28 protein-coding genes are annotated in these 25,506 nt (G+C 70.0%); 14 read left to right on the top strand and 14 right to left on the bottom strand.

From position 1 onward, the window contains the following. The first annotated feature begins 1 nt into the window (after position 1). From BKA15_RS10250 to aroQ, 5 genes are read left to right on the top strand one after another with little or no spacing between them, the layout of a single operon-like run. Positions 2-1,375: a phosphomannomutase/phosphoglucomutase gene (locus BKA15_RS10250; protein WP_179750442.1), complete on the top strand. Its 1,374-nt coding sequence runs from the start codon at positions 2-4 to the stop codon at positions 1,373-1,375. A 58-nt stretch (positions 1,376-1,433) separates the two neighbouring features. Then, the gene (locus tag BKA15_RS10245; RefSeq protein ID WP_179750440.1) at positions 1,434-1,622 is read left to right on the top strand and encodes a Trm112 family protein; all 189 of its coding nucleotides are present in this window, start codon (positions 1,434-1,436) and stop codon (positions 1,620-1,622) included. An 8-nt stretch (positions 1,623-1,630) separates the two neighbouring features. Continuing rightward, on the top strand, positions 1,631-2,659 hold the full coding sequence (locus BKA15_RS10240) for an SIS domain-containing protein (protein WP_179750438.1): 1,029 nt from the start codon (positions 1,631-1,633) through the stop codon (positions 2,657-2,659). Between the two features lie 33 nt (positions 2,660-2,692). Beyond that, a complete protein-coding gene (locus BKA15_RS10235) occupies positions 2,693-3,676 on the top strand; it encodes a cation diffusion facilitator family transporter (protein ID WP_179750436.1) in 984 nt (327 codons plus the stop codon). A 31-nt stretch (positions 3,677-3,707) separates the two neighbouring features. Continuing rightward, positions 3,708-4,148 (top strand): type II 3-dehydroquinate dehydratase, encoded by a 441-nt coding sequence (gene aroQ, locus BKA15_RS10230; RefSeq protein ID WP_179750434.1) that lies wholly within the window; start codon positions 3,708-3,710, stop codon positions 4,146-4,148. A 134-nt stretch (positions 4,149-4,282) separates the two neighbouring features. Here aroQ and BKA15_RS10225 read toward each other — a convergent pair whose 3' ends face one another. After that, complete coding sequence (locus BKA15_RS10225; RefSeq protein WP_179750431.1) at positions 4,283-5,257, bottom strand: aldo/keto reductase; 975 nt, start codon at positions 5,255-5,257, stop codon at positions 4,283-4,285. Positions 5,258-5,345: 88 nt separating this feature from the next. On the opposite strand from BKA15_RS10225, the gene BKA15_RS10220 reads away from it, so the two are divergent. Next, positions 5,346-5,909, top strand: coding sequence for a TetR/AcrR family transcriptional regulator (locus tag BKA15_RS10220; RefSeq protein WP_179750429.1), 564 nt, complete (start codon positions 5,346-5,348; stop codon positions 5,907-5,909). A gap of 10 nt (positions 5,910-5,919) precedes the next feature. Beyond that, the gene (ahcY, locus tag BKA15_RS10215; RefSeq protein WP_218871184.1) at positions 5,920-7,356 is read left to right on the top strand and encodes an adenosylhomocysteinase; all 1,437 of its coding nucleotides are present in this window, start codon (positions 5,920-5,922) and stop codon (positions 7,354-7,356) included. 56 nt (positions 7,357-7,412) lie between these two features. Here ahcY and BKA15_RS35440 read toward each other — a convergent pair whose 3' ends face one another. Further along, positions 7,413-7,817 (bottom strand): NUDIX hydrolase, encoded by a 405-nt coding sequence (locus BKA15_RS35440; RefSeq protein WP_312878927.1) that lies wholly within the window; start codon positions 7,815-7,817, stop codon positions 7,413-7,415. A 153-nt stretch (positions 7,818-7,970) separates the two neighbouring features. Between BKA15_RS35440 and BKA15_RS10205 the strand changes: the two genes are divergently transcribed. Next, positions 7,971-8,747 (top strand): SDR family NAD(P)-dependent oxidoreductase, encoded by a 777-nt coding sequence (locus BKA15_RS10205; protein WP_246322308.1) that lies wholly within the window; start codon positions 7,971-7,973, stop codon positions 8,745-8,747. Here BKA15_RS10205 and BKA15_RS10200 read toward each other — a convergent pair. Further along, complete coding sequence (locus BKA15_RS10200; RefSeq protein ID WP_179750421.1) at positions 8,729-9,166, bottom strand: winged helix-turn-helix transcriptional regulator; 438 nt, start codon at positions 9,164-9,166, stop codon at positions 8,729-8,731. The genes BKA15_RS10205 and BKA15_RS10200 overlap by 19 nt on opposite strands. A 94-nt stretch (positions 9,167-9,260) precedes the next feature. On the opposite strand from BKA15_RS10200, the gene BKA15_RS10195 reads away from it, so the two are divergent. Beyond that, positions 9,261-9,788, top strand: a complete 528-nt coding sequence (locus BKA15_RS10195; protein ID WP_179750419.1) for a pyridoxamine 5'-phosphate oxidase family protein — start codon at positions 9,261-9,263, stop codon at positions 9,786-9,788. Here the strand turns inward: BKA15_RS10195 and BKA15_RS10190 are convergent. From BKA15_RS10190 to BKA15_RS10165, 6 genes are all read right to left on the bottom strand, one after another. Beyond that, complete coding sequence (locus tag BKA15_RS10190) at positions 9,763-10,971, bottom strand: M20 family metallopeptidase (RefSeq protein ID WP_179750417.1); 1,209 nt, start codon at positions 10,969-10,971, stop codon at positions 9,763-9,765. The genes BKA15_RS10195 and BKA15_RS10190 overlap by 26 nt on opposite strands. After that, complete coding sequence (locus tag BKA15_RS10185) at positions 10,968-12,617, bottom strand: dipeptide ABC transporter ATP-binding protein (RefSeq protein ID WP_179750415.1); 1,650 nt, start codon at positions 12,615-12,617, stop codon at positions 10,968-10,970. Before BKA15_RS10185 ends, BKA15_RS10190 begins: the two co-directional genes overlap by 4 nt. Continuing rightward, positions 12,614-13,468: an ABC transporter permease gene (locus BKA15_RS10180; protein WP_312878926.1), complete on the bottom strand. Its 855-nt coding sequence runs from the start codon at positions 13,466-13,468 to the stop codon at positions 12,614-12,616. Before BKA15_RS10180 ends, BKA15_RS10185 begins: the two co-directional genes overlap by 4 nt. After that, positions 13,465-14,412 (bottom strand): ABC transporter permease, encoded by a 948-nt coding sequence (locus tag BKA15_RS10175; protein ID WP_179750413.1) that lies wholly within the window; start codon positions 14,410-14,412, stop codon positions 13,465-13,467. The genes BKA15_RS10180 and BKA15_RS10175 overlap by 4 nt, the downstream gene beginning before the upstream one ends. After that, positions 14,409-15,941, bottom strand: a complete 1,533-nt coding sequence (locus BKA15_RS10170) for an ABC transporter substrate-binding protein (RefSeq protein WP_312878924.1) — start codon at positions 15,939-15,941, stop codon at positions 14,409-14,411. Before BKA15_RS10170 ends, BKA15_RS10175 begins: the two co-directional genes overlap by 4 nt. A 210-nt stretch (positions 15,942-16,151) precedes the next feature. Continuing rightward, complete coding sequence (locus BKA15_RS10165; RefSeq protein WP_179750411.1) at positions 16,152-17,657, bottom strand: four-carbon acid sugar kinase family protein; 1,506 nt, start codon at positions 17,655-17,657, stop codon at positions 16,152-16,154. 77 nt (positions 17,658-17,734) lie between these two features. On the opposite strand from BKA15_RS10165, the gene BKA15_RS10160 reads away from it, so the two are divergent. Next, on the top strand, positions 17,735-18,748 hold the full coding sequence (locus tag BKA15_RS10160) for an NAD-dependent epimerase/dehydratase family protein (RefSeq protein WP_179750408.1): 1,014 nt from the start codon (positions 17,735-17,737) through the stop codon (positions 18,746-18,748). Beyond that, complete coding sequence (locus BKA15_RS10155) at positions 18,745-19,680, top strand: NAD(P)-dependent oxidoreductase (protein WP_179750406.1); 936 nt, start codon at positions 18,745-18,747, stop codon at positions 19,678-19,680. The genes BKA15_RS10160 and BKA15_RS10155 overlap by 4 nt, the downstream gene beginning before the upstream one ends. Positions 19,681-20,102: 422 nt before the next feature. On the opposite strand, the gene BKA15_RS10150 is transcribed toward BKA15_RS10155, so the two are convergent. The 3 genes from BKA15_RS10150 to BKA15_RS10140 form a co-directional block, all read right to left on the bottom strand. Then, positions 20,103-20,900, bottom strand: a complete 798-nt coding sequence (locus BKA15_RS10150; protein ID WP_246322772.1) for a phosphotransferase enzyme family protein — start codon at positions 20,898-20,900, stop codon at positions 20,103-20,105. Between the two features lie 120 nt (positions 20,901-21,020). After that, positions 21,021-21,704, bottom strand: a complete 684-nt coding sequence (locus BKA15_RS10145; RefSeq protein ID WP_179750402.1) for a Type 1 glutamine amidotransferase-like domain-containing protein — start codon at positions 21,702-21,704, stop codon at positions 21,021-21,023. A gap of 61 nt (positions 21,705-21,765) precedes the next feature. Beyond that, positions 21,766-22,674, bottom strand: coding sequence for a class I SAM-dependent methyltransferase (locus BKA15_RS10140; protein ID WP_179750400.1), 909 nt, complete (start codon positions 22,672-22,674; stop codon positions 21,766-21,768). 264 nt (positions 22,675-22,938) lie between these two features. Here BKA15_RS10140 and BKA15_RS10135 point away from each other — a divergent pair, with 264 nt between their 5' ends. After that, complete coding sequence (locus BKA15_RS10135) at positions 22,939-23,133, top strand: hypothetical protein (RefSeq protein WP_179750398.1); 195 nt, start codon at positions 22,939-22,941, stop codon at positions 23,131-23,133. A gap of 7 nt (positions 23,134-23,140) precedes the next feature. Here BKA15_RS10135 and BKA15_RS10130 read toward each other — a convergent pair whose 3' ends face one another. Beyond that, the gene (locus BKA15_RS10130; RefSeq protein ID WP_179750396.1) at positions 23,141-23,677 is read right to left on the bottom strand and encodes a hypothetical protein; all 537 of its coding nucleotides are present in this window, start codon (positions 23,675-23,677) and stop codon (positions 23,141-23,143) included. An 87-nt stretch (positions 23,678-23,764) separates the two neighbouring features. After that, positions 23,765-24,646 (bottom strand): homocysteine S-methyltransferase, encoded by an 882-nt coding sequence (mmuM, locus tag BKA15_RS10125; protein ID WP_179750394.1) that lies wholly within the window; start codon positions 24,644-24,646, stop codon positions 23,765-23,767. Between the two features lie 63 nt (positions 24,647-24,709). Between mmuM and BKA15_RS10120 the strand changes: the two genes are divergently transcribed. Beyond that, on the top strand, positions 24,710-24,919 hold the full coding sequence (locus BKA15_RS10120) for an RNA polymerase subunit sigma-70 (RefSeq protein ID WP_179750392.1): 210 nt from the start codon (positions 24,710-24,712) through the stop codon (positions 24,917-24,919). Between the two features lie 10 nt (positions 24,920-24,929). Beyond that, positions 24,930-25,484 carry a Clp protease N-terminal domain-containing protein gene (locus tag BKA15_RS10115; protein ID WP_179750390.1) on the top strand — a complete coding sequence of 185 codons (555 nt, stop codon included), beginning with the start codon at positions 24,930-24,932 and terminating at the stop codon, positions 25,482-25,484. Positions 25,485-25,506 lie beyond the last annotated feature (22 nt).

The following is a 25,506-nucleotide window of genomic DNA, read 5'->3' as shown; positions in this document are numbered from 1 at the left end:
GGTGATCACTCCCGGAATCTTCAAGGCCAACGACATCCGCGGTCGCGCCGTCGCGCCGGACCCCGACTGGGACGCCGACGGAGCCCGGGCGATCGGGGCCGCCTGGGTCGAGGTCACCGGGCTGCGGCCGGGGCTGGACCAGTTGGTGATCGGCCGGGACATGCGGTTGACCAGCCCCGAGTTCGCGGCCGCGTTCGCCGACGGGGTGGCGAGCCGCGGGGTGGACGTGATCGACATCGGGCTGGCCAGCACCGACCAGCTCTGGTACGCCTGCGGGGCGCTCGGCCTGCCCGGCGCGATGTTCACGGCGAGCCACAACCCGGCGCCGGACAACGGGATCAAGTTCTGCCGGGCCGGCGCGCTGCCGGTCGCCTCGGCTGATCTTGTCGCCTTGGCCGACCGGGTGCTGACCGGCCCGCCGGCCGAGCCCGCTGCCCAGCCTGTGGCCCGCCGCGGAACGATCACCGAGCGGGACCTGCTGGCCGACTACGCGGCGTACCTGCACTCGCTGGTCGACCTGACCGGGCTGCGCCGGCTCCGGGTGGTGGCGGACGCCGGCAACGGGATGGCCGGGCACACCCTGCCGGCCGTGCTCGGCTCGCTCGACCTGGACCTGATCGGCCTCTACACCGACCCGGACGGTACGTTCCCGAACCACCCGCCGAACCCGCTGGAGCCGCAGAACCTGGTCGACGCCCAGGCCGCGGTCCGGGAGCACGGCGCGGATCTCGGCCTGGTCTTCGACGGCGACGCGGACCGCTGCTTCCTGATCGACGAGACCGGTGCCGTGGTCAGCCCGTCGGTGATCACCGCGATGATCGCCGGCCAGGAGCTGGACCGGGAGCCGGGTGCGACCATCGTCTGCAACACGATCACCTCGCGGGCGGTGCCGGAGCTGGTCCAGCGGCGCGGAGGCAAGGTCGTGATCACTCGGGTCGGGCACACGTTCGTCAAGGCCGCGATGGCCGAGCACGGCGCGATCTTCGGCGGCGAGCACTCCGCCCACTACTACTTCCGCGACTTCTGGGGCGCCGACACCGGCATGCTGGCGGCGCTGCACGTGCTGGCCCTGGTCGGCCGCACCGACGCCCCGCTGTCCAAGCTGGTCGAGGAATTCTGCTCCTACGTCGAGTCCGGCGAGATCAACTCCACCGTCGCCGACCAGAAGTCGATCATGGACCGGCTGGCCGCGGCGTTCGGTGATCGCGGCGAGCTGAGCACGCTGGACGGGCTCACCGTCTCGGGCCCGGGCTGGTGGTTCAACGTCCGGCCGTCGAACACCGAGCCGCTGCTCCGGCTCAACGTCGAGGCCGCCGATCCGGCCACCATGGCCGCGCTCCGCGACGAGGCGCTGGCGCTGATCCGCCGTCCCTGACCGAGGATCCCCGGCGCGAGTCGGTACGGTTAGCGATGCACGACCTGAGGAGGCTGCAATGGTTGTCGAACTGGCGCCGGAACTGCTGGAGATCCTGTCCTGCCCCAGCTGTCACGGGGCACTGGCGGTTGATCATGATCGCGACGAGCTGACCTGCGTCGCGCCGGACTGCGGACTGGCCTATCCGGTACGGGATCAGATCCCGATCCTGTTGATCGACGAGGCCCGCCGCCCGGACGGGCAGTAGTGGCGTCGATGACGATCTTCGATGATGGCTGGCTGGACGACCAGCAGGCACTGCGCGGGGCCGACCCGGTGCTGCGGCGGCTCGCCGAGGCCGGCGCGCGGCTGCGGCGGGAGACCGAGGCGGCCGAGCAGCCGCGGCTGAAGCTGGCCGACATTCCGCGGCCCCGGGCGGTGATCGCGGTCGGCTCCGAGGCGCGGTTCATCCGGGCGATGCTGGAGCCGGTCTGCCCGGTGCCGTTCGTGGCCTGGCCGCACCACGGCCTGCCGGGCTGGGTCGGTGCGCTCGACCTGGTGGTGGCGATGGCCAGCGACGGTGCCGAGCCCGGCCTGATCATGAGCGTCGCCGAGGCGACCCGCCGGGGCAGCATGTCGCTGGTCGCCTGCCCGGAGTCGTCTCCGGTGGCCGACCACACGAGTTCCCGGTCCACCACGCTGCTGCCGACGACGACGGCCGACACGCTGGCCGCGGCGATCGTCGTGCTGGACGCGCTGCACCTGGCCCAGCTCGGCCCGCAGGTCCGGCCGGACCTGGTCGCTGACGCGATGGATCTGGTGGCCGAGGAGTGCTCGGCGTACCGGGATCTGTCGGAGAACCCGGCCAAGGACCTGGCCCTGGGCCTGGCCGACGCGCACCCGCTGGTCTGGGGCGGTTCGGTGCTCGCGGCGCGAGCCTCCCGGCGGGTGGCCGAGGCGTTCCGGGCCGGCACCGGCCGGGCCGCGCTGGCCGCCGACGCCCGGGAACTGATGCCGATCCTGGACGGTGCGGCGCCGCGGGACCCGTTCGCCGACCCGTTCACCGACGTCGTGCCGGCGGACCGGCGGCCCGGCTTGTTGATCTTGGACGACGGGGACACCGACGAACTGATCAGAGCCGCGCACACCGGGCTGCTCACGGTGGCCGAGCGGAACGACGTTCGGGTGAACACCATCGGCCATCGCGGCGGCTCCGACGTCGAGCGGTACGTCACGCTGCTGCAGACCGGGATGTTCGCCGCAGTGTTCCTCGCCGTCGGGCTCGGCCGCTACCACGACATCTGAACACCTGCCCACTGTCTGGCAAGATAAGCCGGCGTGAGCGCTGAAGGTGGGACGAAGGCCGTCGTCGCGGCCCTGACGGCGAACTCGTTCATCGCCCTGTGCAAGTTCGGCGGCTGGGCCCTGACCCAGTCGTCGTCGATGCTGGCCGAGGCGATCCACTCGGTGGCGGACGCCGGCAATCAGGCGCTGCTGCTGGTCGGTGGCCGGCGGGCGCGGCGGGCGGCGACGCCGGAGCACCCGTTCGGGTACGGCCGGGAGCGGTACGTCTTCGCCTTCATCGTGGCGATCGTGCTGTTCAGCGTCGGCGGCCTGTTCGCGCTCTACGAGGCGTACCACAAGTATCACGAGATCCAGGAGGGTCACCCGAACGAGCTGCTCGAGGGCGGCTTCTGGTGGGTGCCGATCGTGATCTTGGTGGCGGCGATCATCGCCGAGTCGCTGTCCTTCCGTACCGCGATCAGGGAGTCGAACAAGTCCAAGGGCCGGCAGTCCTGGGGCCGGTTCATCCGCTCGGCGAAGTCGCCGGAGCTGCCCGTGATCCTGCTGGAGGACCTCGCCGCTCTGGTCGGCCTGATCTTCGCGCTGGCCGGCGTCGGCCTCACCGTGATCACGCACAACGGCATCTTCGACGTGATCGGCACCGCCATGATCGGCCTGCTGCTGGTGGCCGTCGCCGTCACCCTGGCGATCGAGACGAAGAGCCTGCTGGTCGGCGAGTCGGCGTCGCCGGCGTCGATCAAGGCGATCGAGGCCGCGCTGGCCGGGACCGAGGGCGTGGACCGGATCATCCACATGAAGACGCTGCATCTCGGCCCGGAGGAGGTGCTGGTGGCGGCCAAGATCGCGGTCACCGGTACGGACTCGGCGACCGAGGTTGCGGAAACGATCAACCGGGCCGAGGCGGCGATCCGCGCCGCCGACCCGATGGTCAGCGCGCCCTACCTGGAGCCGGACCTCTACGACAAGGACTACCAGCCGCAACCGCGCCCGGAACGCCCGGCCGCGCCGTCCCACTGATCCGTACCCCTCAACCAGGCGGAGCCCGACGATGACCAAGATCCTGATCTTGAACGGACCGAACCTCGGCCGGCTCGGCAAGCGCCAGCCCGAGGTGTACGGTTCCACCACCCATGATCAACTCGCCGAGCGGCTGGTCGCGTTCGGCCAGGAACTCGGCGTCGAGGTCGAGGTGCGGCAGACCGATCATGAGGGCGAGCTGGTCGGCTGGCTGCACGAGGCCGCCGACCTGTCCCTCCCGGTGGTGCTGAACCCGGCCGCCTGGACCCACTACTCGATCGCGGTCGCCGATGCGGTGGCCCAGCGGACGGCGGACCTGATCGAGGTGCACCTGTCCAACGTGCACGCGCGCGAGGAGTTCCGCCGCCACTCGGTGATCACGCCGTACGCGACCGGCGTGATCGCCGGCCTCGGCATCGCCGGCTACGAGCTCGCCCTGCGCCGCCTCGCCGAGCCCCCTTCCGCCCCCTGAGCCTGTCGAAGGGCGCTCCGCCCTCGAGCCCGCGCACTTCCCCACACTTCTTGTCGCTTTACGTGAGAAGTAACTCGCGGGAAGTGCCAGTTTTTCACGTAACGTGAAAAACTTGTGACCAGAGTGACGACCGGTCAGGCCTCAGCGGACCGGGAGAGTTGATCAAGCCGGGTCAGCTCGTCGGCGGACAGCTCCAGGGACATCGCCTCGGCCGCCTGGGTGGCCTGGCTCGGCTTCGAGGCGCCGGGGATCGCCACCACGGTGTCGCCGTAGAACGTGATCAACCAGGCCAGCGCGACCTGGCTCGCACTGGCGCCGTGAGCGAGCCCGATCCGCTCAAGTTCCTTGATCAGTGGCGCCGTCCGTCGCAGTGTCCGGGTGTCGAACCCGCCGACGAGCCGCCGGAACGGCAGCAGCGCGGACCGATCGTGTTGATCATGGAAACGGCCGGTGAGCAGGCCGGACCGCAGCGGCGAGTACGCGATCAGGGTGATCCCGTGCCGGCGGGCGACGTCGAGGACCCCGTTCTTCTCGATGTTGCGGTGCAGCAGGTTGATCTGCACCTGGTTCGAGGCCAGGACCAGGTTCTCCTGACTGAGCACCGAGTGGGCCAGCTCGAGCTGCCGGGCGGAGAAGTTGCTCACCCCGATGGAGTTGATCTTGTGCTCCCGGGCCAGCCGGGCCATCGCCTTCAGCTGGGCGGTGAGCGAGGAGAAGCTGCCGTGCGGCAGGTGGATCTGATGCAGGTCGATCGGGTAACCCTGCAGGGCAGCCAGCCGGTCGTCGATGGTGCGGACGATGCTGCCCGCGGTGCGCAGGCCGGGCGACCACTTGGTGGCGATCGGGACCTCGCCCGGCGCGACACCGAGGTCGCGCAGTGCGGTGGTCAGGGCCCGTTCGGAGCGGCCGCGGCCGTACATCTCCGCGGTGTCGAACCAGCCGGTGCCGGCCCGCAGGGCGGCGTCGACGATCTCCGTGACGACCGGTTGCTCCAGCGGTGCGTAGAACAGCCGGGCGATCAGCCCGGCGCCGGCGAACTGCATGCAGCCCAATCCGATCGGCGTGATCTTGATGTCGGTGCGGCCGAGGCTGCGGGTGGCGGTGACCATGCGGTCCTCCCTGAATGCGTGAGACATGTGTGTCTCATCATCGTACACAGATGAATCCAGAGTGGACCAGGCTGTAATGTCCTGGGGCATGGCACGACAGCCCGCGCTGCAGGACCGGATCTCGACCGGGATCCTGGATGCGGCCGCCGCGGTGCTGGCCGAGCGTGGGCCGACGGCGAGCATGAGCGAGATCGCCGCGGCCGCCGGGGTGGGCCGGGCGACCCTCTATCGCTACTTCCCCAATCGGGACGCGCTGCTGGCCGGCCTGATCCGAGCGGCGACGGACGAGCTCCAGTCCCGGGTGGCGGCGGCGGACCTCGGCGGGATCCCGGTCGAGGTCGCGTTGAGCCGACTGGCCCGGGCCTTTCTGACCGCGGGCGCCAAGTACGCCGTCCTGGCCGGCGTGGACAAGAAAGGTCTGGGAGATTCCGGTGAACTCGAGGCGGAGGTACGGCGACCGGTGCGTGAACTGATCGACCGCGGCCTGGCCGACGGCACCCTCCGGCCGGGGATCGGCGCCGACGTCCTGCTCAGTTCTCTGGCTGCCCTGCTGGAACACGGCCTGGCCCGGGTGATGGCCGGGGATGCCGGAATCGAGACGGTCAGTGACTCCCTGGTCGACCTTTTTCTCAACGGCGCGGCAGACCACTAGTCTGACGGGCATGGACTTTCGCGTAGCAGACCTCGGCCTCGCCGAATTCGGCCGCAAGGAGATCAGGCTCGCCGAGCACGAGATGCCGGGCCTGATGGCGATGCGGGAACAGTACGGAGACAGTAAGCCGCTGAGCGGTGCGAAGATCGCCGGCTCGTTGCACATGACGATCCAGACGGCGGTGCTGATCGAGACCCTGGTCGCCCTCGGTGCCGAGGTCCGCTGGGCCAGCTGCAACATCTTCTCCACGCAGGATCACGCCGCCGCCGCGATCGTGGTCGGCGACGGCACGCCGGAGGACCCGCAGGGTGTCCCGGTGTTCGCCTGGAAGGGCGAGACGCTGGAGGAGTACTGGTGGTGCACCGAGCAGATCCTCGCCTGGCCGAACGGCGAACTCGCCAACATGATCTTGGACGACGGCGGTGACGCCACGCTGCTCGTCCACAAGGGTGTCGAGTACAGCAAGGGCGGCGAGGTGCCCGAGCCGGGCCCCGACGACCCGGAGGAGCTGCAGGTCATCCTGTCCGTGCTGAAGGCCTCGATCGCCGCCGGCCGGAACTGGACCGAGGTGGCGAACGCGATCAAGGGCGTCACCGAGGAGACCACCACCGGCGTACACCGCCTCTACGACATGGCCAAGGCGGAGTCGCTGCTGTTCCCGGCGATCAACGTCAACGACTCGGTGACCAAGTCGAAGTTCGACAACAAGTACGGCTGCCGGCACTCCATGATCGACGGCCTGAACCGGGCCACCGACGTGTTGATCGGCGGCAAGGTCGCGGTCGTCTGCGGGTACGGCGACGTCGGCAAGGGCTGCGCCGAATCCCTGCGTGGCCAGGGCGCTCGCGTGATCATCACCGAGGTCGACCCGATCTGCGCCCTGCAGGCGGCGATGGACGGCTACCAGGTGACCACCCTCGAGGAGGCGCTGCCGATCGCCGATATCTACGTGACAGCGACGGGTTGCTTCAACGTGATCACCGCGGACCAGATGAGCCGGATGAAGCACCAGGCGATCGTGTCCAACATCGGCCACTTCGACAACGAGATCGACATGGCCGGCCTGGCCAAGATCCCCGGCGTCGAGCGGATCAACATCAAGCCGCAGGTCGACGAGTGGACCTTCGAGGCCGGCACCGACAACGCGCATTCGATCATCGTGCTCAGCGAGGGCCGGCTGATGAACCTCGGCAACGCCACCGGCCACCCGAGCTTCGTGATGAGCAACTCGTTCACCAACCAGGTGCTGGCCCAGATCGAGCTGTTCACCAAGACCGAGCAGTACCCGGTCGGCGTGTACGTGCTGCCGAAGCACCTGGACGAGGCCGTCGCCCGGCTGCACCTGGACGCGCTCGGCGTGAAGCTGACCACCCTGACCGACAAGCAGGCCGACTACCTCGGCGTCCCGGTCGAGGGCCCGTTCAAGCCCGATCACTACCGCTACTGATCCCTGACCTGACCCGATGGCCGGTCGAGCCACACTCCGTGTGGTTCGGCCGGCCATCAGGCTTTTCGGCGCAGGGCGGGGACGACCTGGCCGAACAGCAGCGGCGCCAGATCCGTCGGCAGGGGGTCGGCGCGGAGGTCGAGCCAGCGCAGTTCCTCGATCTCCGCGGCGGGGCGGCCGACCGTGACCGGAGGATGAGCGAAGACCGTGGACTCGACCTCGCGTCCGGTCTCGTTCGCCGCGACCCCGCGGAACGTGCCCAGCTCGCGGAGGGCCTCGGTGTCCAGGGTCACTGAGAGCTCCTCGGCACACTCGCGGACCGCCGCTTGGCGTGAGGTCTCGCCCGGCTCCGGCTTCCCGCCCGGCAGCATGAACCAGTCCGTGCCGCGCTTGCGTACCGTCAGGATCCTGTCGGCGCCGTCCCGGAGGATGACCGTGCAGACCCGGATCAACCCCGTCACGCCATGACCCTCCTGTTCGCGCCCGACGTCGAAGGTACGCCATCGGCTGCGGCCGCCAACCAGCGTGAGTGAATTTTCGCCGCGACTGCCCGGCGGAAATTCACTCCACCACGCGACCGACGCAGTCGCTGCCGCGGGCAGTAGGGTCTGGGGATGGTGATCATGGACGACTACGCCCGGCTGTTCCGGCTGGATGGGCGGCGGGCGCTGGTGGTCGGGGCGGGGAACGGGATCGGGCGCGAGTCGGCGCTGGCCCTGGCGGCGCATGGAGCGGACGTGATCGCCGCCGATCTCGATGCGGAGGCGGCCGCAGCAACGGCGGAGCTGGCGGGCGGGCAGGGCTATCCGCTGGATGTGCTGGACGGCGCCGCGATCCAGCGGGCGGCGGCCGAGCTCGACGAGCTCGACGTGCTCGTGTTCACCGCGGCGACGAACGTACGGAAACGGCTGGTGGACTACACCGACGACGACTTCGACCGGGTGATCGCGCTCAACCTCGCCTCCTCGTTCCGGCTGATCCGGGCCTTCGGCGGACCGATGGCCGAGCGCGGGCGGGGCAGCATCATCGGGTTCAGCTCGATCCGGGCGACGACGGTCGAGCCCGGTCAGGGCGTGTACGCGGCCACGAAGTCGGGCCTGATCCAGCTGCTGCGCACCGCCGCCGCCGAGTTCGGTCCGCGCGGGGTCCGCTGCAACGCGATCGCCCCTGGCATCGTCGCCACCCCGTTGACCGCGCAGATCCGGGCGGACGAGGCGTGGTCGGCGGCGTACGCCAGCAAGAGCGCGCTGGGCCGCTGGGCGGAGCCGTCCGAGATCGCCGGCGCGGTGGTCTTCCTGGCCGGCGACGCGGCCAGCTACATCACCGGCAGCTGCCTGATGGTCGACGGTGGCTGGACGGCGGTGGACGGCCGCTACACGCCGCCGGCCTGATCCGGCACCAGATGGTCCCGGCGCAGCTCGGCCATGAACGCCCGCTGCGCCTTCGGCCCGCCCCGGTCCAGCGTCTCCGCGGTCCGGCTCAACTCATCATCGGCGCCGAGCTGGCGGTGCCCCCAGACGCCGAACTGGACCAGCGCCGGCAGTAGGGCGATCGAGCGTTCGGTCAGGCTGTAGATCGCCTTCTGCCGGTGCGTCGGATCGGGCCGGCGGGTCAGCATCCCGGCCGCGGTGAGCGCCTGCAACCGGTCGGCGAGCAGCTTGGTCGAGATGCCCTCGTCGGATCCCGTCAGTAATTCGCGGTAGTGCCGCCGGCCGGCGAACATCACGTCGCGCAGGATCAGCAGCGACCACCGGTCGCCGAGCAGTTCGACCGCGAGGTTCAGCGGGCACTCCGAACGCGACGTCGCCATAGTGATGTGCTTTCCAAAGTAGTTGCAATCTGTGGTCAGTGTAGCCTAGAGTCGAAACTGCTTTAGAAAGGTAACCAGTAGAAGCGAGGGAATCATGACCGAGCAGCAGACGCCGAGGGCGGAGCCGATCAAGATGGGCGGCCGTGGCGCCGGGGTGTCCGAGGGATCGAAGGACCCGCAATGGGACGACGTCGTGCAGCGGTTGCGGTCGGGCGGCTGGCGCTGGCTGACGACCCTGCGCCAGGGCCGGCCGCACACCAGACCCGTGTTTGCGGCGTGGTCGGACGGGGTGCTCTTCATCGCATCGAAGAGCAGCACCCAGAAGAGCCGGAATCTGGACGCCGACGGCCGCTGCTCGGTGGCCGCCGACGTCGATGGGTTCCACCTGGTCGTCGAGGGCGAGGCCGCGCGGGTGCTCGACGAGCCGACTTTGGGCCGCGCCTCCACCGCCTTCCAGGAGGTGTACGGGTGGCCGACCACGATCGCCGACGACGAACTCGACGCGGAGTACGGTGCGCCGACCTCCGGCGGCCCGCCCTACCGGGTCTACCAGGTCACGCCGGCCACCGTGCACGCTTTCCCGTCGAATGCCGACTTCATCCCGACGCGGTGGGGTTTCTGATCAAGAAGAGCCGGGCCGCCTCGGCGTAGACCCTGGTCTTGCGGACGATGTCGTCCAGCTCGACGTACTCGTCCGCCTGGTGCGCGATCCACTTCCCGCCGGGTCCGTAGACGACGGTGGGGATGCCCGCCTTCGCGGTGAGGATGGTGCCGTCCGTCGTGCCGGGCACCCCGCCGTAGACCGGGTCGGCACCGGTGATCATGGTGTGGGCCGCGGCCAGCGCGGTGACCACGGGATCGTCGAGGGGTGTGTCCACCGGCGGCCGGTTGACCCCGATCGTCACGGTCGCCGCGGTCTCCGCCTTCGCGGCCAGTGTCTCGGCCAGCCCGGTCAGCCGGTCGACGAGCCGATCATGATCAACTCCCGGTACGGTACGGACGTCGACCGCGACCGTCGCCCGGGCCGGGATGACGTTGATCTGATCAAGATCACCGCCGGTGATCACCGTCGGAGTCAGATAGCTGGCCCCGAGCAGCGGATGGGGTCCCGGCTCGGCCTGCAAGGATTCCTGGACGTCGGCCAGCACGCGGACGAACTCGGCCGCCGGCTGCAACGGGTTCCGGCCCTGGTCCGGCATCGCGCCGTGCGCCATCCGCCCGTCGAACTCGACCAGGACCCGGATCGCGCCCTTCGAACTGGGGCAGAGCTCCTCGGCCTCCGGCTCGCAGACGATCGCACCGTCGACGTCGGCGACCTGGCCGGAGTCGACCAGGTGATGGACGCCGATCATCAGGCCCTCCTCGTCGGCGAGCGCGCAGACCTTGATCGTTCCGGGGAACGGCCCGGCCAGCTGCAGCGCCCGGGCGCCGAAGATCATCGCCGCGACGCCGGACTTCATGTCCGCACTGCCGCGACCGTACAGCCGGCCGTCGACGATCTCCGCGCCGAACGGATCGCGAGTCCACTCGTCCAGGGTGCCCTCGGTGACGACGTCGGTGTGACCCTCGAACATCAGCACCGGTCCGGGTCCGCCGCCGCCCTCGATCACCGCCACGACGTTGGGCCGGCCCGGCGCCGGCTCGGTGATCACCGGTTCCCAGCCGAAGCCGCGCATCGTCTCGGCGACCAAGGCCGCGGCCGGCGCCTCGGAACGGCCGTGGGCCGGGTCGTTCACGCTCGGGATCCGGACCAGGGCCCGGGTGAAGTCGATCACGCCCTCGGCGTCGATCATGATCTCGGTCATCGGTCCTCCTGGGATCCCGCAGTGATCAAGGTCGGTACGGCGGCCAGCAGTCGTTCGGTGTACGGATGCCGCGGGTTCTCGTACACCTCCGCGGTGTCGCCCTGCTCGACGATCGCGCCGTCGTGCAGTACGGCCACGCGGTCGCAGAGCTGACGTACCACGGAAAGATCATGGGAGACGAAGATCAACGTCAACTGGTAGTCCCGGACCAGGTCGGTCAGCAGCGCGAGGATCTGGGCCCGGACCGATACGTCGAGCGCGCTGACCGGCTCGTCGGCGACCAGCACCCGTGGCCGCGGCGAGAGAGCGCGGGCGATCGAGATCCGTTGCCGCTGACCGCCGGAGAACTGGTGCGGGAACCGGTGCGCCGCGGCCTGCGGCAGGCCGACCGCGTCGAGCAGTTCGGCCACGCGGGCGTCGATGCCGGGGATACCGAGCGAGACCATCGGTTCGCCGATGATGTCGCGGACCCGCATCCGCGGATCGAGCGAGGCTTGCGGGTCCTGGAACACGATCTGCAGATCGCGGCGCAGGAACCGGAGCGCCGACGCGGGCCGTCCGGCAATCTCGGTCCCGTCGAACGTGATCGACCCCGTCGTCGGACGGTCCAGCGCGGCCAGCAGCCGGAGCAGCGTCGACTTGCCCGACCCGGACTCGCCGACGATCCCGAGCCGATCACCGGCGCGCACGGTGAGGTCAACCCCGCGCAGGGCGTGCACCGGCTCGCCGGCCCGGAACAGCGACTGCCGCGGCCGCCGGAACGTCCGGCTCACCCCGACGGCCTCGATGATCACCGCATCTTCGTTCCCTGAGCCTGTCGAAGGGCCTAGCCCGGTCTGCCCTTCGACAAGCTCAGGGAACGTTGGTGCGGATGCAGCCAACAATCGTTGCGTATAAGGATGTTCCGGCGCGCTGAAGACGTCGATGGTCCGTCCGGCCTCGACGATCTCACCGTCGTGCAGCACCAGCACGCGTTCGCAGAGCTGGGAGACGACGGCCAGGTCGTGGGTGATGAACAGCAGCGCGTTGCCCCGCTCGGCCTGGAGTGACGTGATCAACTTCAGCATCGCGGCCTGCACGGTGACGTCAAGCGCCGAGGTCGGTTCGTCGCAGATCACCAGCTGCGGCCGATTGGCCAGCGCCATGGCCAGGACGACTCGCTGCCGCATCCCGCCGGACAGCTGGTGCGGATAGGACCGCGCGATGCGTTCCGGATCGGGCAACCGGACCTGATCCAGCAACTCCAGGGTCGCGGGCTTGGCGGCGGCGCGGGAGGGGACGGTGCGGTGCAAGATCATGACCTCGGCGACCTGATCACCGATCCGCATCAGCGGGTTGAGGGCCGTCATCGGCTCCTGGAAGACGATCGACGTCTCCTGGCCGCGGATCGCGGCGGCCCGCCGCTCCGGCAGCCCGATCAGGTCCGGGCCGACGCCGGCCAGCCGGATCGATCCCTCGGCTCGCAGGCCGTCCGGCAGCAGGTTCATGATCGACATCGCGGTCAGCGACTTGCCGGAGCCGGATTCGCCGATCAGCCCGACCCGCTCGCCGGCCGCCACGGTGAAGGACACGTCGCGGAGCAGACGAGTGCCGCCGGTGATCACGGTCAGCCCGGTGACTTCGAGCGTGGTCTCGGGTTCGGTCACCGCACCTCCTCCAGCCGCGGATCGAGCCAGTCCCGGAGGCCGTCGCCGAGCAGGTTGAAGCCGAGCACCGCCACCGCGATCGCCAGGCCCGGGATCAGGGTCAGCCGCGGTTCGCTGAACAGCAGTTCCTGTCCCTCGGACAGCATCCGGCCCCAGGACGGGGTCGGCGGGGGAGTTCCGAAGCCGAGGAAGGACAACGCCGCTTCGGCCAGGATCGCGATCGCGAACGACACCGAGGCCTGGACGATGATCATGCTCGCGATGTTGGGCAGCACGTGCCGGACCGCGATCGCCGGGCCGCGCCGGCCGGCCGCCCGGGCCGCGAGGACGTACTCGGTGCGCATCACCTGCAGAGTCTGCCCGCGCGCCACTCGGGCGAACGCCGGCAGGGTCGCGATGCCGATGGCGATCATGGCGGTCAGCGTGCTCGGGCCGAACACCGCGCCGAACATGATCGCCAGCAACAAGGCCGGGAACGCGAAGATCACGTCGTTGACCCGCATCAGCAACTCGCCCGGCCAGCGATCGGTCATCCCTGCCGCGATCCCGACCGGAGTGCCGAGCAGGGCCGCGACGCCGACAGCCACGATCCCGACGAACAAGGTGGTCCGGGCACCGACGAGCAGTTGGCTGAACACGTCCCGGCCGAACTTGTCGGTGCCCAGCGGATAGGCGGGATCGAGCAGCGGCCGCAGCCGGGCCGCGCCGTCGACGAAGGTCGGGTCGTGCGGCGTCCAGGCGAACGAGAGCACGGCGATGATCACCACCAGGCCGACCAGTACGGCACCGGCGATCAGGTTCGGCCCGGGCCGGCGGCCGGCGATCCGGGCCGGCGGAGCAGTGGCGGTCACCGGGACCCCCGCAGCCGCGGATCGAGCACCAGGTAGCCGACGTCGACGACGAAGTTGATCACCAGGACGGCAGCGACCAGGACGATGACGGTTCCCTGCACCAGCAGCAGATCCCGGTTGGCCACGCCGTCCAGCAGTAGGCTGCCGAGCCCGGGAATCGTGAACACCCGCTCGATCACCACGGCACCGATCAGCAGCGTCGCGACCTGCAGTCCGAGCACGGTGATCACCGGGATCGCCGCGTTCCGGGTGCCGTGCCGCCAGAGCGCCCGGTACGGACCCATGCCCTTGGCGCGTGCCGTGCGCAGATAGTCCTCCCGCAGCACGTCGAGTACGGCGGACCGGACGTAGCGGCTCAGCACGGCACCTTGCACCAGGCCGAGCGACAGCGCCGGCAGCAGCAGATGCCGGAGGAAGCCGACCGGATCCTGGGCCGGCACCACGAAGCCGCCCGACGGCAGGACCCGCAGCGTCACCGCGAACACGAACAGCAGGCCGATCCCGGCGACGAAGGCGGGCACCGCGATGCCGGCCTGGCTGACCCCGGACAGGATCAGCCCGGACACCTTGCGGTGCCGGACCGCAGCCGCGGTGCCGAGCGGGATCGCGATGATCAAGGCGATGATCAGTCCGAACAGCACCAGCCAGCAGGTCACCGCGAACCGGTCCATGATCAACGGCCCGATCGGGGTCTCGCTCACGTACGAGGTGCCGAAGTCGCCGACCACGAGCCCGCCGGCCCAGTCCAGGTATTGCACGATCAACGGGCGGTCGGTGCCGAACCGTGCCCGCAGCGCGGCGATCGCCTCGGGTGTCGCATTGACGCCGAGGGCGATCACCGCCGGATCACCGGGCAGCACCGCCATGAATCCGAAGACGATCAACGTCGCCGCGATCAGGCTGATCAGCAGCACCGCGATCCGCTTGATCAGATAGAGGCTCACGTCTTGGACAGGCCGGTCAGGTCGAACGACTCCGAGACCACGTTCTGCGGCAGGCCCTGGACGGCCGTGGTGGCGACCATCAGGTTGGGGAACAGGAACAGGAAGTCGGCCGCCGCGTCCTCGGCGATGATCTTGGCCGCCTGCTTCATCTTCGCGACCTGTTCCTCCTCGGTGCCGGCGTCGGCCTCCGCGAACAGCTTGCGTACCTCGGCGTTGTCGTAGCGCGGGTAGTACTTCGGGTTGCCGAACACGGCGGTGATGTCGCGCGGCTCGACGTGGTTGACGATCGACAGGTCGTAGTCGGCCTTGGTGAACACCTGGTCCAGCCAGCGGGCCGGAAACTCCAGCGGCTCGATGTTCGCGGTGATCCCGACCTGTTGCACCTGAGACTTGACCACCTGGGCGGCCGCGGTGGCGTACGGCAGGTTGGCGATCCGGAAGTCCACCGTGAGCTTCTCGGCGCCGGCCTCGGCGAGCAGTGCCTTGGCCTTCGCGGGATCGTACGGGTAGAGGCCGGTGTGGTCCTCGTACCAGGGATCGCTGGGCGGCACCATGCTGCCGATCAACTGGCCGCGGCCGGCCCAGGCGGTGTCGAGCAGTTCCTGGTGATTGATCGCGTACCGGACCGCGCGCCGGACCCGCACGTCGTCGAACGGCGGCCGGCCGTTGTTCAGGCTGAGGACGACCTCGCCGGTCGAGGTGCCCTCGATCACCTGGAACCGCGCGGTGTCGCCGAACTGGCCCAGCGACTCGGGCGCGACGACGGCCGAGATCACGTCGATCCCGCCGGACAGCAGCGCGTTGTTCAACGCGGTCGCGTCCCTGAAGTAGCGCAGCACGACCCGGTCGACGCCGGGCTTGGGGCCCCAGTAGTCCGGGTTGGCCTCGAGCGTGATCGAATCGCCGCGCTTCCACTCGACGAAGCGGAACGGCCCGGTGCCGATCGGCTGGTTGGCAAGATCATCGACGCCGGTCCGGGAGAACATCGCGCCGACCCGGGTGGCCATCGAATAGAGCCAGGAGTTGCTCGGCTGCTTCAGCGTCACCTCGACCGTGTGATCATCGGTCTTGGTGACCCGCTCGACCACGTCCAGCTTCGACTTCAGCGAGATCGTCCAGTCCTTGCTGACCCGTTCGATGCTGAACACCACGTCGTCGGCGGTGAACGGTTGCCCGCCGGCGAACATCGCGTTGTCGACCAGCTCGAACGTGTAGGTCCTGCGGTCGTCGCTGATCTGCCACGCCTTGGCCAGCAGCGGCACGATCGCCCCGTTCTGATCAAGCTTGACGAGACCCTCGTAGACGTTGACCAGGAGGGCCTGGGGAATCGCGGCGCCGTCGGTGCGGGTGAAGTCGAGATTGGCCGGTTCGGCGACGAAGCCGACGGTCAGGGTCCGGGTCGTCGGCCCGCCCGGAGTGCTGGTGGACCCGGCGGTACAGCCTGCGACGGCGGCTCCCAGCCCCAGCCCGGCACCCAGCCCGAGCACGGAGCGGCGAGGCAGGAACGAGACGTTCGGACGTCGACTCACGGCGAGAACCTCCTTGGTGGACACAGCATAGGGTCCGCGGTTCGGCGGCGCCTCTGGTCTTGCTCCGGCGTACTGCGTACAATCGAACAGGTGTACGAATCACCTCGGGATGAACGAGGCTTCTGGCGGCGGGAGGCGACGTGGCTCAGGCTCAAGATCGCCCGGCTGCGGATCTGGCTTGCCCGGGTGATCGGGCGGCGGCTGCGATGATCATGCTCGGGCGCTGTCGAAGCGCCGGACGACCTCGGCCAGGGAATCGTCGCTGCCGACGTTGCCGGCGAAGACGACGTACGGCAGCCCGGCCGCGGGACCCTCCGCCGGCTGCCAGAGCGACACGATGCCGGGCAGCAGGGTGCCGCGGATCGTCGCCCGCCGGATGCCGAGGGCCTCGGTCGCCACGTCGGAGGAGGTGATCCCGCCCTTGGCGATCACGAACGCCGGGCGTCGCCGCTCCATGATCAGCTTCGTCAGGTCGACCACGGCGGCGCTGACCGCACGCGAGATGGCCAGGCTCTGATCTCCATCGGCACCGCGGCGCAGCGTGCGGCTGGTCGTGATCACCACGTGCCGGTACGCGAGGCTGCCGACCGCACGCTCAGCGAGGTCACCGAGGTGTCCCGGCTCGGTGCCGTCGATGATCTTGTCGACCTCAAGCTCGAGCGGCTCGACGGCGGCCGTCTCGGTCAGCCGGGCCAGCTGCCGGGAACTCAACGGGACATGGGATCCGACGATGATCAGCCCGCCCGGTGCCGGGTCCGGGCCGGGGGTCGGGCGGAGCTCGGCGTCGTCGACCGGCGGGGCCGGGAACTGGCCGGACCGGGACCGGACGAACGACGGCCCGACCCGGTAAACGAAGCGGCGGCCGGCCTGTTCGGCGGCGATCAGGCCGAGGGTGAGCACGCGAAGATCATCGTCGGCGACCGCATCCGTGACAATCCAGTTCCGGACGTGCCCTGAGCTTGTCGAAGGGCGAGGCCCGATCCTGCTTGGCGCTTCGACAAGCTCAATGCGCGGATGGTTGGTCAGGTCGAGCAAGGTAGCCGTGACGCCGTCCGGGCCGTGCCGGCGCAGGTCGCTCACGGTGATCGTGACGACCTGGTCCCGCGGGATCCGGCCTCCCGTCTTCTCCTCCACCCAGGCGGCCAGATCCGAACTCCGATAGCCGAACGTCGCGTCGCTCGCGTACTCGGTCTCGCCGGCGGGGACCATGCCGTCCGGAGTTCGTACCCAATGGGTGCCGTCGACGGTGAGCCGGCCGGCGTCGAGGTAGGACGGGTTGATGATCACCGCGTCGACCGGCTGCCCGGCCGCCGCGGACTCCTCGGCGAGCGTCTCCGGCTCCAGCGGGAAATGCCCGCGCAGCGTGGAATCCCCGCGGCTGGCGAAGGCCAGGTCGACGCCCTCCTCGGCGGCGACGGCCAGGCAGGCGCGGGCGACCTCCCGAGTGCGTTGCTCGGCCGCGGCCGGATCGAGGCTGCGGGTGTTGGTCAGCACGAAGAATGCCGTGGTCTGCTGTCGCAGCGCCCAGCGCAGGTCGTCCGGCGCCCACCGGGTGATCACCGGCAGGTCCTTGATCGTCTGATTCCCGGTCGGATCGTCGTCGAGCACGGCGACTCGGCGGCCGGCGGCACAGGCCTCGGCCAGCCGGTCGCGGGTGATCCCGTGTTCGGCGGGGAGCGGGGCGAGCAGGGACGATTCCGGCACCGGAGTGGTCATGGGACCAGGGTTTCACTGACGTTCCGGGGGCCGGGACCGGGATCGGGCCCCCGGTTCGCGGTCGCTACCATCGTCGGGTGCCCAGGAAGATCATCATCACCGGTGGGGCGGGCTTTCTCGGCCGTCGGCTGACCGAGCAGCTGCGCCGGCCGGACGCGCCGGAAGCGGCCGGGACGATCGTCTGGTACGACCAGCCGGCCGCGATCGAGGCCGCCCGGGCGACCGCTCCGGCTGGGGTCGAGCTCGTCGGCGGCGACATCGCCGATCCCGAGGGTCTGGCCGCGCTGCTGGACGAGCCGGAGATCGGGATCTTCCATCTGGCGTCCGTAGTCAGCGGGCAGGGTGAGCAGGACTTCGACCTGGCGCTGCGGGTCAACCTGGACGGCACCCGGGCGCTGCTCGAGGCCTCCCGCAGACACACAGCCAAGGGGCATGGCGGAGTTCGGCTGGTGGCGACCAGCTCGGTGGCGATCTTCGGACCCGGCAGCGGCCCGGTCGGCAGCGACGCCGCCCCGCCACGGCCCGGCACCACGTACGGGATGACCAAGGCCGTGCTGGAGTTGATGATCAACGACTATGCCCGGAAGGGTTTCCTGGACGGGCGGGTGGCCCGGATCCCGACCGTGATCATCCGGCCGGGCGCGCCCAACGCGGCCGCGTCGTCGGCGGCCAGTGCGGCGTTCCGGGAGCCGCTCGCCGGCCGTCCGTACGTTGTCCCGGTGGCGCCCGAGACCCGGATGGCGGTCGGCGGTGTCGCGGGCGTCGTGGCCGGGCTGGCCGACCTGTACCGGTTGCCGGGCGAGGCGCTCGGCGAGTTCCGTACCCTCACCTTTCCCAGCGTCTCGGCCACCTTCGCCGAGATGCTCGAGGTGCTGCGCCGGACGGTCCCGGCCGAGGCGCTGGCGCCGGTGACGTTCGAACCCGATCCGCAGATCCAGGCGATCGTGGACACCTGGGTGCCGCGCACCGAGGGCGATCGAGCGCTCGACCTCGGCGTCGGTGCCGTCGATGATCTTGACGCGATCCTGCGTGACTACCTGGACCGCGAGCATCCCGATCTTGTCCCTCAACGGAAGCAGAGCCCGTCGTGAAGGTGTTGTTGCCGACCAGTGTCCCGCTCGATCCCACGCTGCCGGAGGGAGTCGAGGGCGTTGCGTACGATCCCGAGGCCGAACTGCCTGCCGAGCACGAGGATGCCGAGGTGGTCGTGCTCTGGCTCAACCCGGCCGACCGGATGGCCGAGCTGGCCGAGCGGCTGACCAAGGTCCGGCTGGTCCAGGGCCTGATGGCCGGCACCGACGCGGTGGTCGCGGCCGGGTTCAACCCGGACGCCGCGATCGCCTCCGGCCGCGGCCTGCATGACCTGACCGTCGCCGAGCACACGCTGGCCCTGGCGCTCGCCGCGGCCCGCCGGCTGGACAAGGCGCTCGCCGCGCAGTCCCGCGGCACCTGGGACACCGCCCTCGGCTACCGGCAGCCGCTGGACAACGCGCAGGGCCTGACCACGCTGCGCGACGCCCGGGTGACCATTTGGGGTTTCGGCAGTATCGCCAAGACCCTGGCGCCGTACCTGTCCGTGCTCGGCGCCAAGATCACCGGCGTCGCGTCCAGCGCGGGGGAGCGGGCCGGCTATCCGGTGATCGCCGCCGACGAGGTCCACACGGTGCTGCCCCAGACCGACATCTTGATCAACATCCTGCCCGCCGTACCGGAGACCGCCAAGATCATCGGCGCCGACGTGTTCCGGGCGTTGCCGAAGACGGCCTGGTTGATCAACGTCGGCCGCGGCGCCACCGTCGACGAGGCCGCCCTGCTGACCGCCCTGACCGACGGCGAGATCGCCGGCGCCGCCCTCGACGTGACGGCGACCGAGCCGCTCCCCGACGGTGACCCGCTCTGGCAGGCGCCGAACCTGATCATCACCCCGCACACGGCCGGCGGCCGCCCGCTCGGCGCCGACGCCCTGATCCAAGAGAACGTCGCTGCCCTCCTCGCCAACCAACCCCTGAAGAACCGCCTCTAACAACCGCCGACCAGTCACAAACGCAGGCGTTTTTGCGGCGTGTCGCTGCAGAACTGACCGGTCGGTGGGTGGGGCGGACCTGGGGGCGGCGGCAGTGCGGTCGTGCCATCGGGGCGTGCCGCACCAGGGCGCGCTGGTGAGTGGCACCGAGGTGTCTCTCCCGGTGACCGGGTTCGGGGCGATCAGCCGCAACGCCTTCGCGGAAGTCCAGCCGCCAGGGAGGGGACAGGTCGCGGATTGGCCATGGGCGACGCACATGCTGAGCGGGCTCGGCCCTGCCAGTGCCCGCTGGGTGCCCCGGTTCCCGACCGTCAGTCGGCGACGTTTGCCAACCGACTCGGCGTGTCGCGGCCGGGCGGACGCGTGGTGGCCGGGTTTCAGGGTCCGCCGAGTGGGACCGGCGGCACGAGCGCCGACGGAACTCAGCCGGCGCCGGATCGGATCAGGTCTCGGTGCCGGTCGTCGTCGACAACGTTGCGTAGCGCGGTCCGGAGCGACGCGTCGTAGTCGGGGTCGTCACCGCCGAGCTCACCGATCAAGCGGGCTCTGATCAACCGGATGAAGTCGGCACCCGGTTGTCCTGGCCCGTCGGCGTGGCGGTAGGTCTCGAGAAACCTTGCGGCATGATCGAGCAGCAGCGCGTCGCCGGTGGGTGTCTTGCCCAGCTCCCAGGTCGCCCAGGCGAGTTCGGCGTCGAGCCGTTCGAGTCGGGCGTCGTCCCAGTCGATCAATCCGGCGATCCGGCCGTCGCGTACCAGCAGGTTACGGGAGTAGAAGTCCCCGTGCACCAAGCCGATGCCGGGCCTTTCCGGCTTCTCGCCCCGAGCGCTCAGCCAGTCGACCCCGGCACGATGCAGTCGGGCCAGGAGCTCCGCCGCCGCCCGCAGTTGATCATGATCACTGCGGTCGAGGAAGTCGCCCTCGATGTACGGCCAGACACTGATCGGCCGGCCCGCCCATCGAGTGGTGACCGAGCCGTCGAGGGCCCCGATCGGAGCAGTCACCTCGGGCACGGCGCCGGCCAGGACCGCTGCCAGCGCGTACGACTCCGCCAGCTTGGCCAGGTCTCGCTCGGGCGGGGACGCGCGAACGATCAACCTCCGGCCCGATCCCAGGACCCGCCAGACCGACGCTTCGTCGCCCTGCCCCAGCACGGCCTCGGACTCCGAGATCCGCAGGCCGTATCTCTGTTCGAGGAAGCCCGTCAGGCGCTCCGGCATCGTCACCCGGGGCACGATGCCACACGCCTTGCCCAGCCGGTGTCGGAAAAGCTCCTCAACTCGAACGGTTCAACGTTGGAATCGGCTGTAGCGCTCGACCGTGGAGGTTTTGCGACAGGGTCAGGGGACGGTCGGGTTGAGGAGTTCCCAGTGGCCCTCCGAGTGGACGTCGACCTTCCCGTTGACGACCGAGATCGCGGTCTGGTCGTCGATGGCGTACGCGGGGCCGGGGATCGTCGTGGCCCAGCGCCGGGCCGCGTCCAGCGAGTTGTCCGGCCAGTCCGGGTAGTCCAGATGCGGGAAGATCGAGAAGTCGACCAGGCCGAGCGTCTCCTCCCCGCCGCCCGGCGACGTCCAATTGAAGAACTCGCTGCCGATCCGCGGCGTCAGCGCCATGCTGCCGGCGCTCATGCCGACCCAGACCAGGTCGGGCAGCGAGGGGAGCTGGTCGGCCAGCCCGGACTCCTTCAGCCAGTAGCCCAGGTAGGTCGCGTCGCCGCCGTCGGCCAGCAGTACGTCGGTCTCCCGGACCCAGGGCAGCCAGCGATCCGCGCCGATGGTGGGCAGGGCGGTGAGCTCGAGGACGCCGATCGACTTCCAGCCCGCCTCGCCCATCACGTTGGGAGGCTGGTATTCCGCGGCGATGAACCGCCGGACCGACTCCGGGTCGCAGCCGGGATGGCCGTACTTGGCGGTCGGGACGGCGAGCGCACGGCACTCCTCGATCGGTTTCCCCAGCAGGCCGACCAGCGCAGCACGGATGGTCGGATTGCTGATGCCGCCGGACGTGAGAAGCAGCTTCATGACGCACTCACCAATCTGATTGCAAAATGGAATTGGTCCGGAAGCTAACACACTCCGATGATCAAGAGCCAGGTTCCAGCGTGAAGTGCCAGACGGTGATCGCCGGTCCTTGCCCGACGGCGCCGGCGGCGGCCGGGATCAGACCCATCAGCGACCACGGCCAGTCCGCCCACGGTCCCGGGTCGAGGTCGTCCGGCATCGGGTCGCGCGGCGCTGATTGATCAGCATGAGTCGGCCGCACGGGTGCCTCCTCGCAGTGGCGGAGTCGGAAGCCGTGGGGCAGTGCGGCGCGCAACAGGTCGCCGGCCGAGTGGCGATAGGTGGGCACCAAGCCGGGCTCGCCGTCGGGGCCCAGCGATTTCACGACCGAGCCGAGCAAGATCAACTCGGGGTGTACGTCGGCGATGATCAGGTGGCCGCCCGGCCGGAGGGCTCGGGCGAACTCGGTCAGCACGGGTCGCAGATCGGGTACGTGGGACAGGGCCAGTCCGGTGGTCAGCAGGTCGACGCTCACGTCCGGCACCGGAAGTTGATCAAGGTCGCCGAGCCGGAAGTCGGCGGCCGGCACGCGGACCCGGGCTCGTTCCAGCATCTCGGGCGAACCGTCCACGCCGATCACCTGGTGCCGGGCCGCCAGCAGTTCGGCGAACCGTCCGGTGCCGCAGGCCGCGTCGAGGGCGACGCCGGGTGCCACGGCGTCCAAGAGGGGTCGCACGATCGGCTCGTCGAGGTCGAACAGGCCGTTGCGCGGCTCGTCGTAGGTGGAGGCCCACTGCGCGTAGCCCGTGCCGCTGTCCCCTCGGCCGACCGGCACGCCCGGATGTTGGGTCAGCGCCGGCTCGTCGAGCAGTCGGCGGACCTCGGCCAGCCGGGCCTCGATGAACTCCTGGTCGAAGTCGCCGGCCCAACCGCGCAGCAGCGCCAACCCTTCCAGCCCGAGCAGGTACGCCAGCGGATGCTGATAGATCACCTCGCCGACCCTAGAGACGGTCGGAGTCCGGGCCTACCGAATATCGTCGGACCATGGCAGCGGGGTGGGCGGCGCGGCGTCCGGTCCGGCGGGTGGAGCGCTTGCCGGACCTGGACGCGATCCCAGGGACCTGGCCGGCGACGCTGCCCCCGGTCGCCCAACTGCTCCGGGACGGACCCGGGTCAGCGAGTCTACGTCCTGGACGAGCCGGGGGCGGGGCTCTCCTTCACGGCCCAGCTGACCCTGCTCGGCGTCCTTGCGGACATGATCGACAACAACGGCGCCCAACTGCTGCTGGCCACCCACTCGCCGATGATCGCCGCGCTGCCGGGCGCGATGATCATGGAACTCGACGGGTCCGGGTTCCACCGGCGATCATGGTCGGAGCTGGACGTCGTTGATCACTACCGCCGGTTCATCGACCGGCCGGAATCCTACCTGCGCCGGGTGATCGAGTGACCTCGGCTCAGCAGTCGGCCCAGATCCCGTTGCTCGGGAAATAGCCCGGATCGCCCTCGACCGTGTGCACGGTTCCCGCGACGCCGATCTGGTACGCCAGCAGTTCGGTCGTGTAGAGGCCGCGGCAGGCGACCGGCTGCCATTCGCCGTCGCTGATGATCTTGCCGTCGTCGCCGGACGTCACCTCGGCCCAGCTCTCGATCACCGTGGACTGGTCCCGGACCAGCCGCTGGCCGAAATTGGCCGAGCACGGATGTGGCTGCCAGGCACCGTTGTAGCCGCGGACCTGACAGCGGATCTCGATCGAGCTCCGGTAGTGCGTCGGCCGGCCCTCGGTGGACCGGACGTCCACCTCGATGGTGGCCTCCACCCTGCGGCGTTCGCTGCTCCAGAGCGAGACCTTCCGGACGCCGTCGGAAACGTGATCGGGCTGGCCGAGATCCGGCTGAGTCGCCACACTGCGGAACTCAGATGATCCGGCGAGCAGGCCCCCCAAGGCCGCCAGGACGGCGACGACGAGCAGACCGAAGAACAACTTGCGCATGCTTCCCCCAGGCGAATCCCCCGGATCGCACAGCTGCGACCCACCACCCCCCGGTGGACACAGATTAAGGCCTGATCAGGATTTCGGCTAGATTCGCTCAGCCTTTGAGCCGATCAGGCCCCTGATCAGGTCTGGGCCGACCCGGCAGCAGCCGCCGACGATCCGGGCACCGGCGTCGATCCAGCTCCGCGCCGTCGCAGCCGTGAAGCCGACCGGCCCGGTCCAGCGGCCCTCCCAGCGTTCGCCGCTGTTGGGATAGACGATCACCGGCCGGTCGGTGACCGACCGGGCGATCGCGATGGACTCCGGCACCTCGGCGGGGTCGCAGCAGTTGACGCCGATCGCGACGATCCCGGGCGCGGCGGCCAGGGCGAAGGCCTCGGCCAGCGGCTGGCCGGCCCGCGTCCGCCCGCCCAGGATCGTGTACGAGAGCCAGGCCCGGACCCCCGTCTCGCCGACCAGCCGGACCAGCGCCTCCGCCTCGACCAGGTCGGGCACGGTCTCCAATGCGATCACGTCGGCGCCGGCGTCGGCCAGCACCTCGAGCCGCGGCCGGTGCCAGTCGGCCAGGCGGCCGGCCGAGAGACCGTACCGGCCGCGGTATTCGGACCCGTCGGCCAGCGCCGCACCGTACGGCCCGACCGAGGCGGCGACCCAGCGGCCGGCCGGATCCGGTAGCGCGTCCCGCGCCTCGACGGCCAGCCGGACGCTGCGCCGGAGCAGCTCGACTGCCTCGGCCCGCTCCAGGCCGCGGGCGACGAAGCCGTCGATGGACGCCTGATAGCTCGCGGTGGTGGCGATCCGCGCACCGGCCGCGAAGTAGGCCGCATGGACGGAGCGGATCGCGGCCGGGTCGTCGGCCAGCAGCCGGGCGGACCAGAGTCCGCCGCCGAGCTCGTACCTGCGACTCTCGAGCTCGGTCGCCAGCCCGCCGTCGCTGATCACGATCCCCTCGGGAGGAAAGTCCACGTCGAGAAACCTAGCTCGTCAATCAGGGTTGACGCTCCAGGATCGTCAACCTAGGATGACGGCATGAGCAGCACCGCTGACCTCAACACGGCCATCGAGAGCGCCGACCCCGGTGAGGGTCTGCGTGCCGTGCGCAGCCTCCGGCTGCTGGCCGACCAACTGGAACGTCTGCACGTCGAGCGAGCCCGCGGGCTCGGCTGGTCCTGGCAGGACATCGCCACCGTGCTCGGGGTGTCCAAGCAGGCGGTCCACAAGAAGCACGGCCGGCGCTGACCAGGAAGGGATGATCATGTTCGAACGCTTCTCGCTCTCGGCCCGGGAGAGCGTCCTGCACGCGCAGACGGTGGCCCGCGAACTGCGGCACCCGATGATCGGCAGCGAGCACGTCCTGCTCGGCGTACTGTGGCAGGACACCGGCATCGCCCGCCGGACCCTGGTCGACGCGGGAGTCGACTATGCGACGGCCCGGGACCGGCTGATCCGCCTGCTCGGCTGCGACGACGAACTGGACGCGCAGGCCCTGGCCTCGCTCGGCATCGACCTTGATCAAGTACGGCAGCGGGTCGAGCGGACCTTCGGCGAGGGCGCGTTGGACGCGACCGACCGGCGTCGCGAGCAGCGGGGTCACCTGCCGTTCAGCAAGCGGGCCAAGAAGTCCCTCGAGTTGGCGCTGCGGGAGGCGATCAACCTGCGTAGCAAGGGAATCGACGCCGAACATCTGCTGCTCGGCGTGCTCGGTGACGTCGGCAGCATGGCCCACCGGCTGCTGGAGAGCTTCGCGATCGATCCGATCCGGCTGCGCAACGACCTCCGCGGCCAGCTCCGCGCCTCCGCCTGAGCGACGCAGCCGCCGTGAACCC

Source organism: Microlunatus parietis (assembly GCF_013407955.1).
Classification (GTDB): domain Bacteria; phylum Actinomycetota; class Actinomycetes; order Propionibacteriales; family Propionibacteriaceae; genus Microlunatus; species Microlunatus parietis.
This window is presented reverse-complemented; position numbering and strand designations above follow the sequence as displayed.

Excerpts from the sequence above, each read along its gene's own strand:
- BKA15_RS10115 (WP_179750390.1), top strand. The coding sequence starts at position 24,930 with ATGATCATGTTCGAACGCTTCTCGCTCTCGGCCCGGGAGAGCGTCCTG.
- BKA15_RS10240 (WP_179750438.1), top strand. The coding sequence starts at position 1,631 with ATGACGATCTTCGATGATGGCTGGCTGGACGACCAGCAGGCACTGCGC.
- BKA15_RS10205 (WP_246322308.1), top strand. The coding sequence starts at position 7,971 with ATGGTGATCATGGACGACTACGCCCGGCTGTTCCGGCTGGATGGGCGG.
- BKA15_RS10145 (WP_179750402.1), bottom strand. The coding sequence starts at position 21,704 with ATGAAGCTGCTTCTCACGTCCGGCGGCATCAGCAATCCGACCATCCGT.
- BKA15_RS10135 (WP_179750398.1), top strand. The coding sequence starts at position 22,939 with ATGATCGACAACAACGGCGCCCAACTGCTGCTGGCCACCCACTCGCCG.
- BKA15_RS10190 (WP_179750417.1), bottom strand. The coding sequence starts at position 10,971 with ATGACCGAGATCATGATCGACGCCGAGGGCGTGATCGACTTCACCCGG.
- BKA15_RS10150 (WP_246322772.1), bottom strand. The coding sequence starts at position 20,900 with ATGCCGGAGCGCCTGACGGGCTTCCTCGAACAGAGATACGGCCTGCGG.
- ahcY (WP_218871184.1), top strand. The coding sequence starts at position 5,920 with ATGGACTTTCGCGTAGCAGACCTCGGCCTCGCCGAATTCGGCCGCAAG.
- aroQ (WP_179750434.1), top strand. The coding sequence starts at position 3,708 with ATGACCAAGATCCTGATCTTGAACGGACCGAACCTCGGCCGGCTCGGC.
- BKA15_RS10195 (WP_179750419.1), top strand. The coding sequence starts at position 9,261 with ATGACCGAGCAGCAGACGCCGAGGGCGGAGCCGATCAAGATGGGCGGC.
- BKA15_RS10220 (WP_179750429.1), top strand. The coding sequence starts at position 5,346 with ATGGCACGACAGCCCGCGCTGCAGGACCGGATCTCGACCGGGATCCTG.
- BKA15_RS10165 (WP_179750411.1), bottom strand. The coding sequence starts at position 17,657 with ATGACCACTCCGGTGCCGGAATCGTCCCTGCTCGCCCCGCTCCCCGCC.
- BKA15_RS10130 (WP_179750396.1), bottom strand. The coding sequence starts at position 23,677 with ATGCGCAAGTTGTTCTTCGGTCTGCTCGTCGTCGCCGTCCTGGCGGCC.
- BKA15_RS10120 (WP_179750392.1), top strand. The coding sequence starts at position 24,710 with ATGAGCAGCACCGCTGACCTCAACACGGCCATCGAGAGCGCCGACCCC.
- BKA15_RS10225 (WP_179750431.1), bottom strand. The coding sequence starts at position 5,257 with ATGGTCACCGCCACCCGCAGCCTCGGCCGCACCGACATCAAGATCACG.
- BKA15_RS10200 (WP_179750421.1), bottom strand. The coding sequence starts at position 9,166 with ATGGCGACGTCGCGTTCGGAGTGCCCGCTGAACCTCGCGGTCGAACTG.
- BKA15_RS10245 (WP_179750440.1), top strand. The coding sequence starts at position 1,434 with ATGGTTGTCGAACTGGCGCCGGAACTGCTGGAGATCCTGTCCTGCCCC.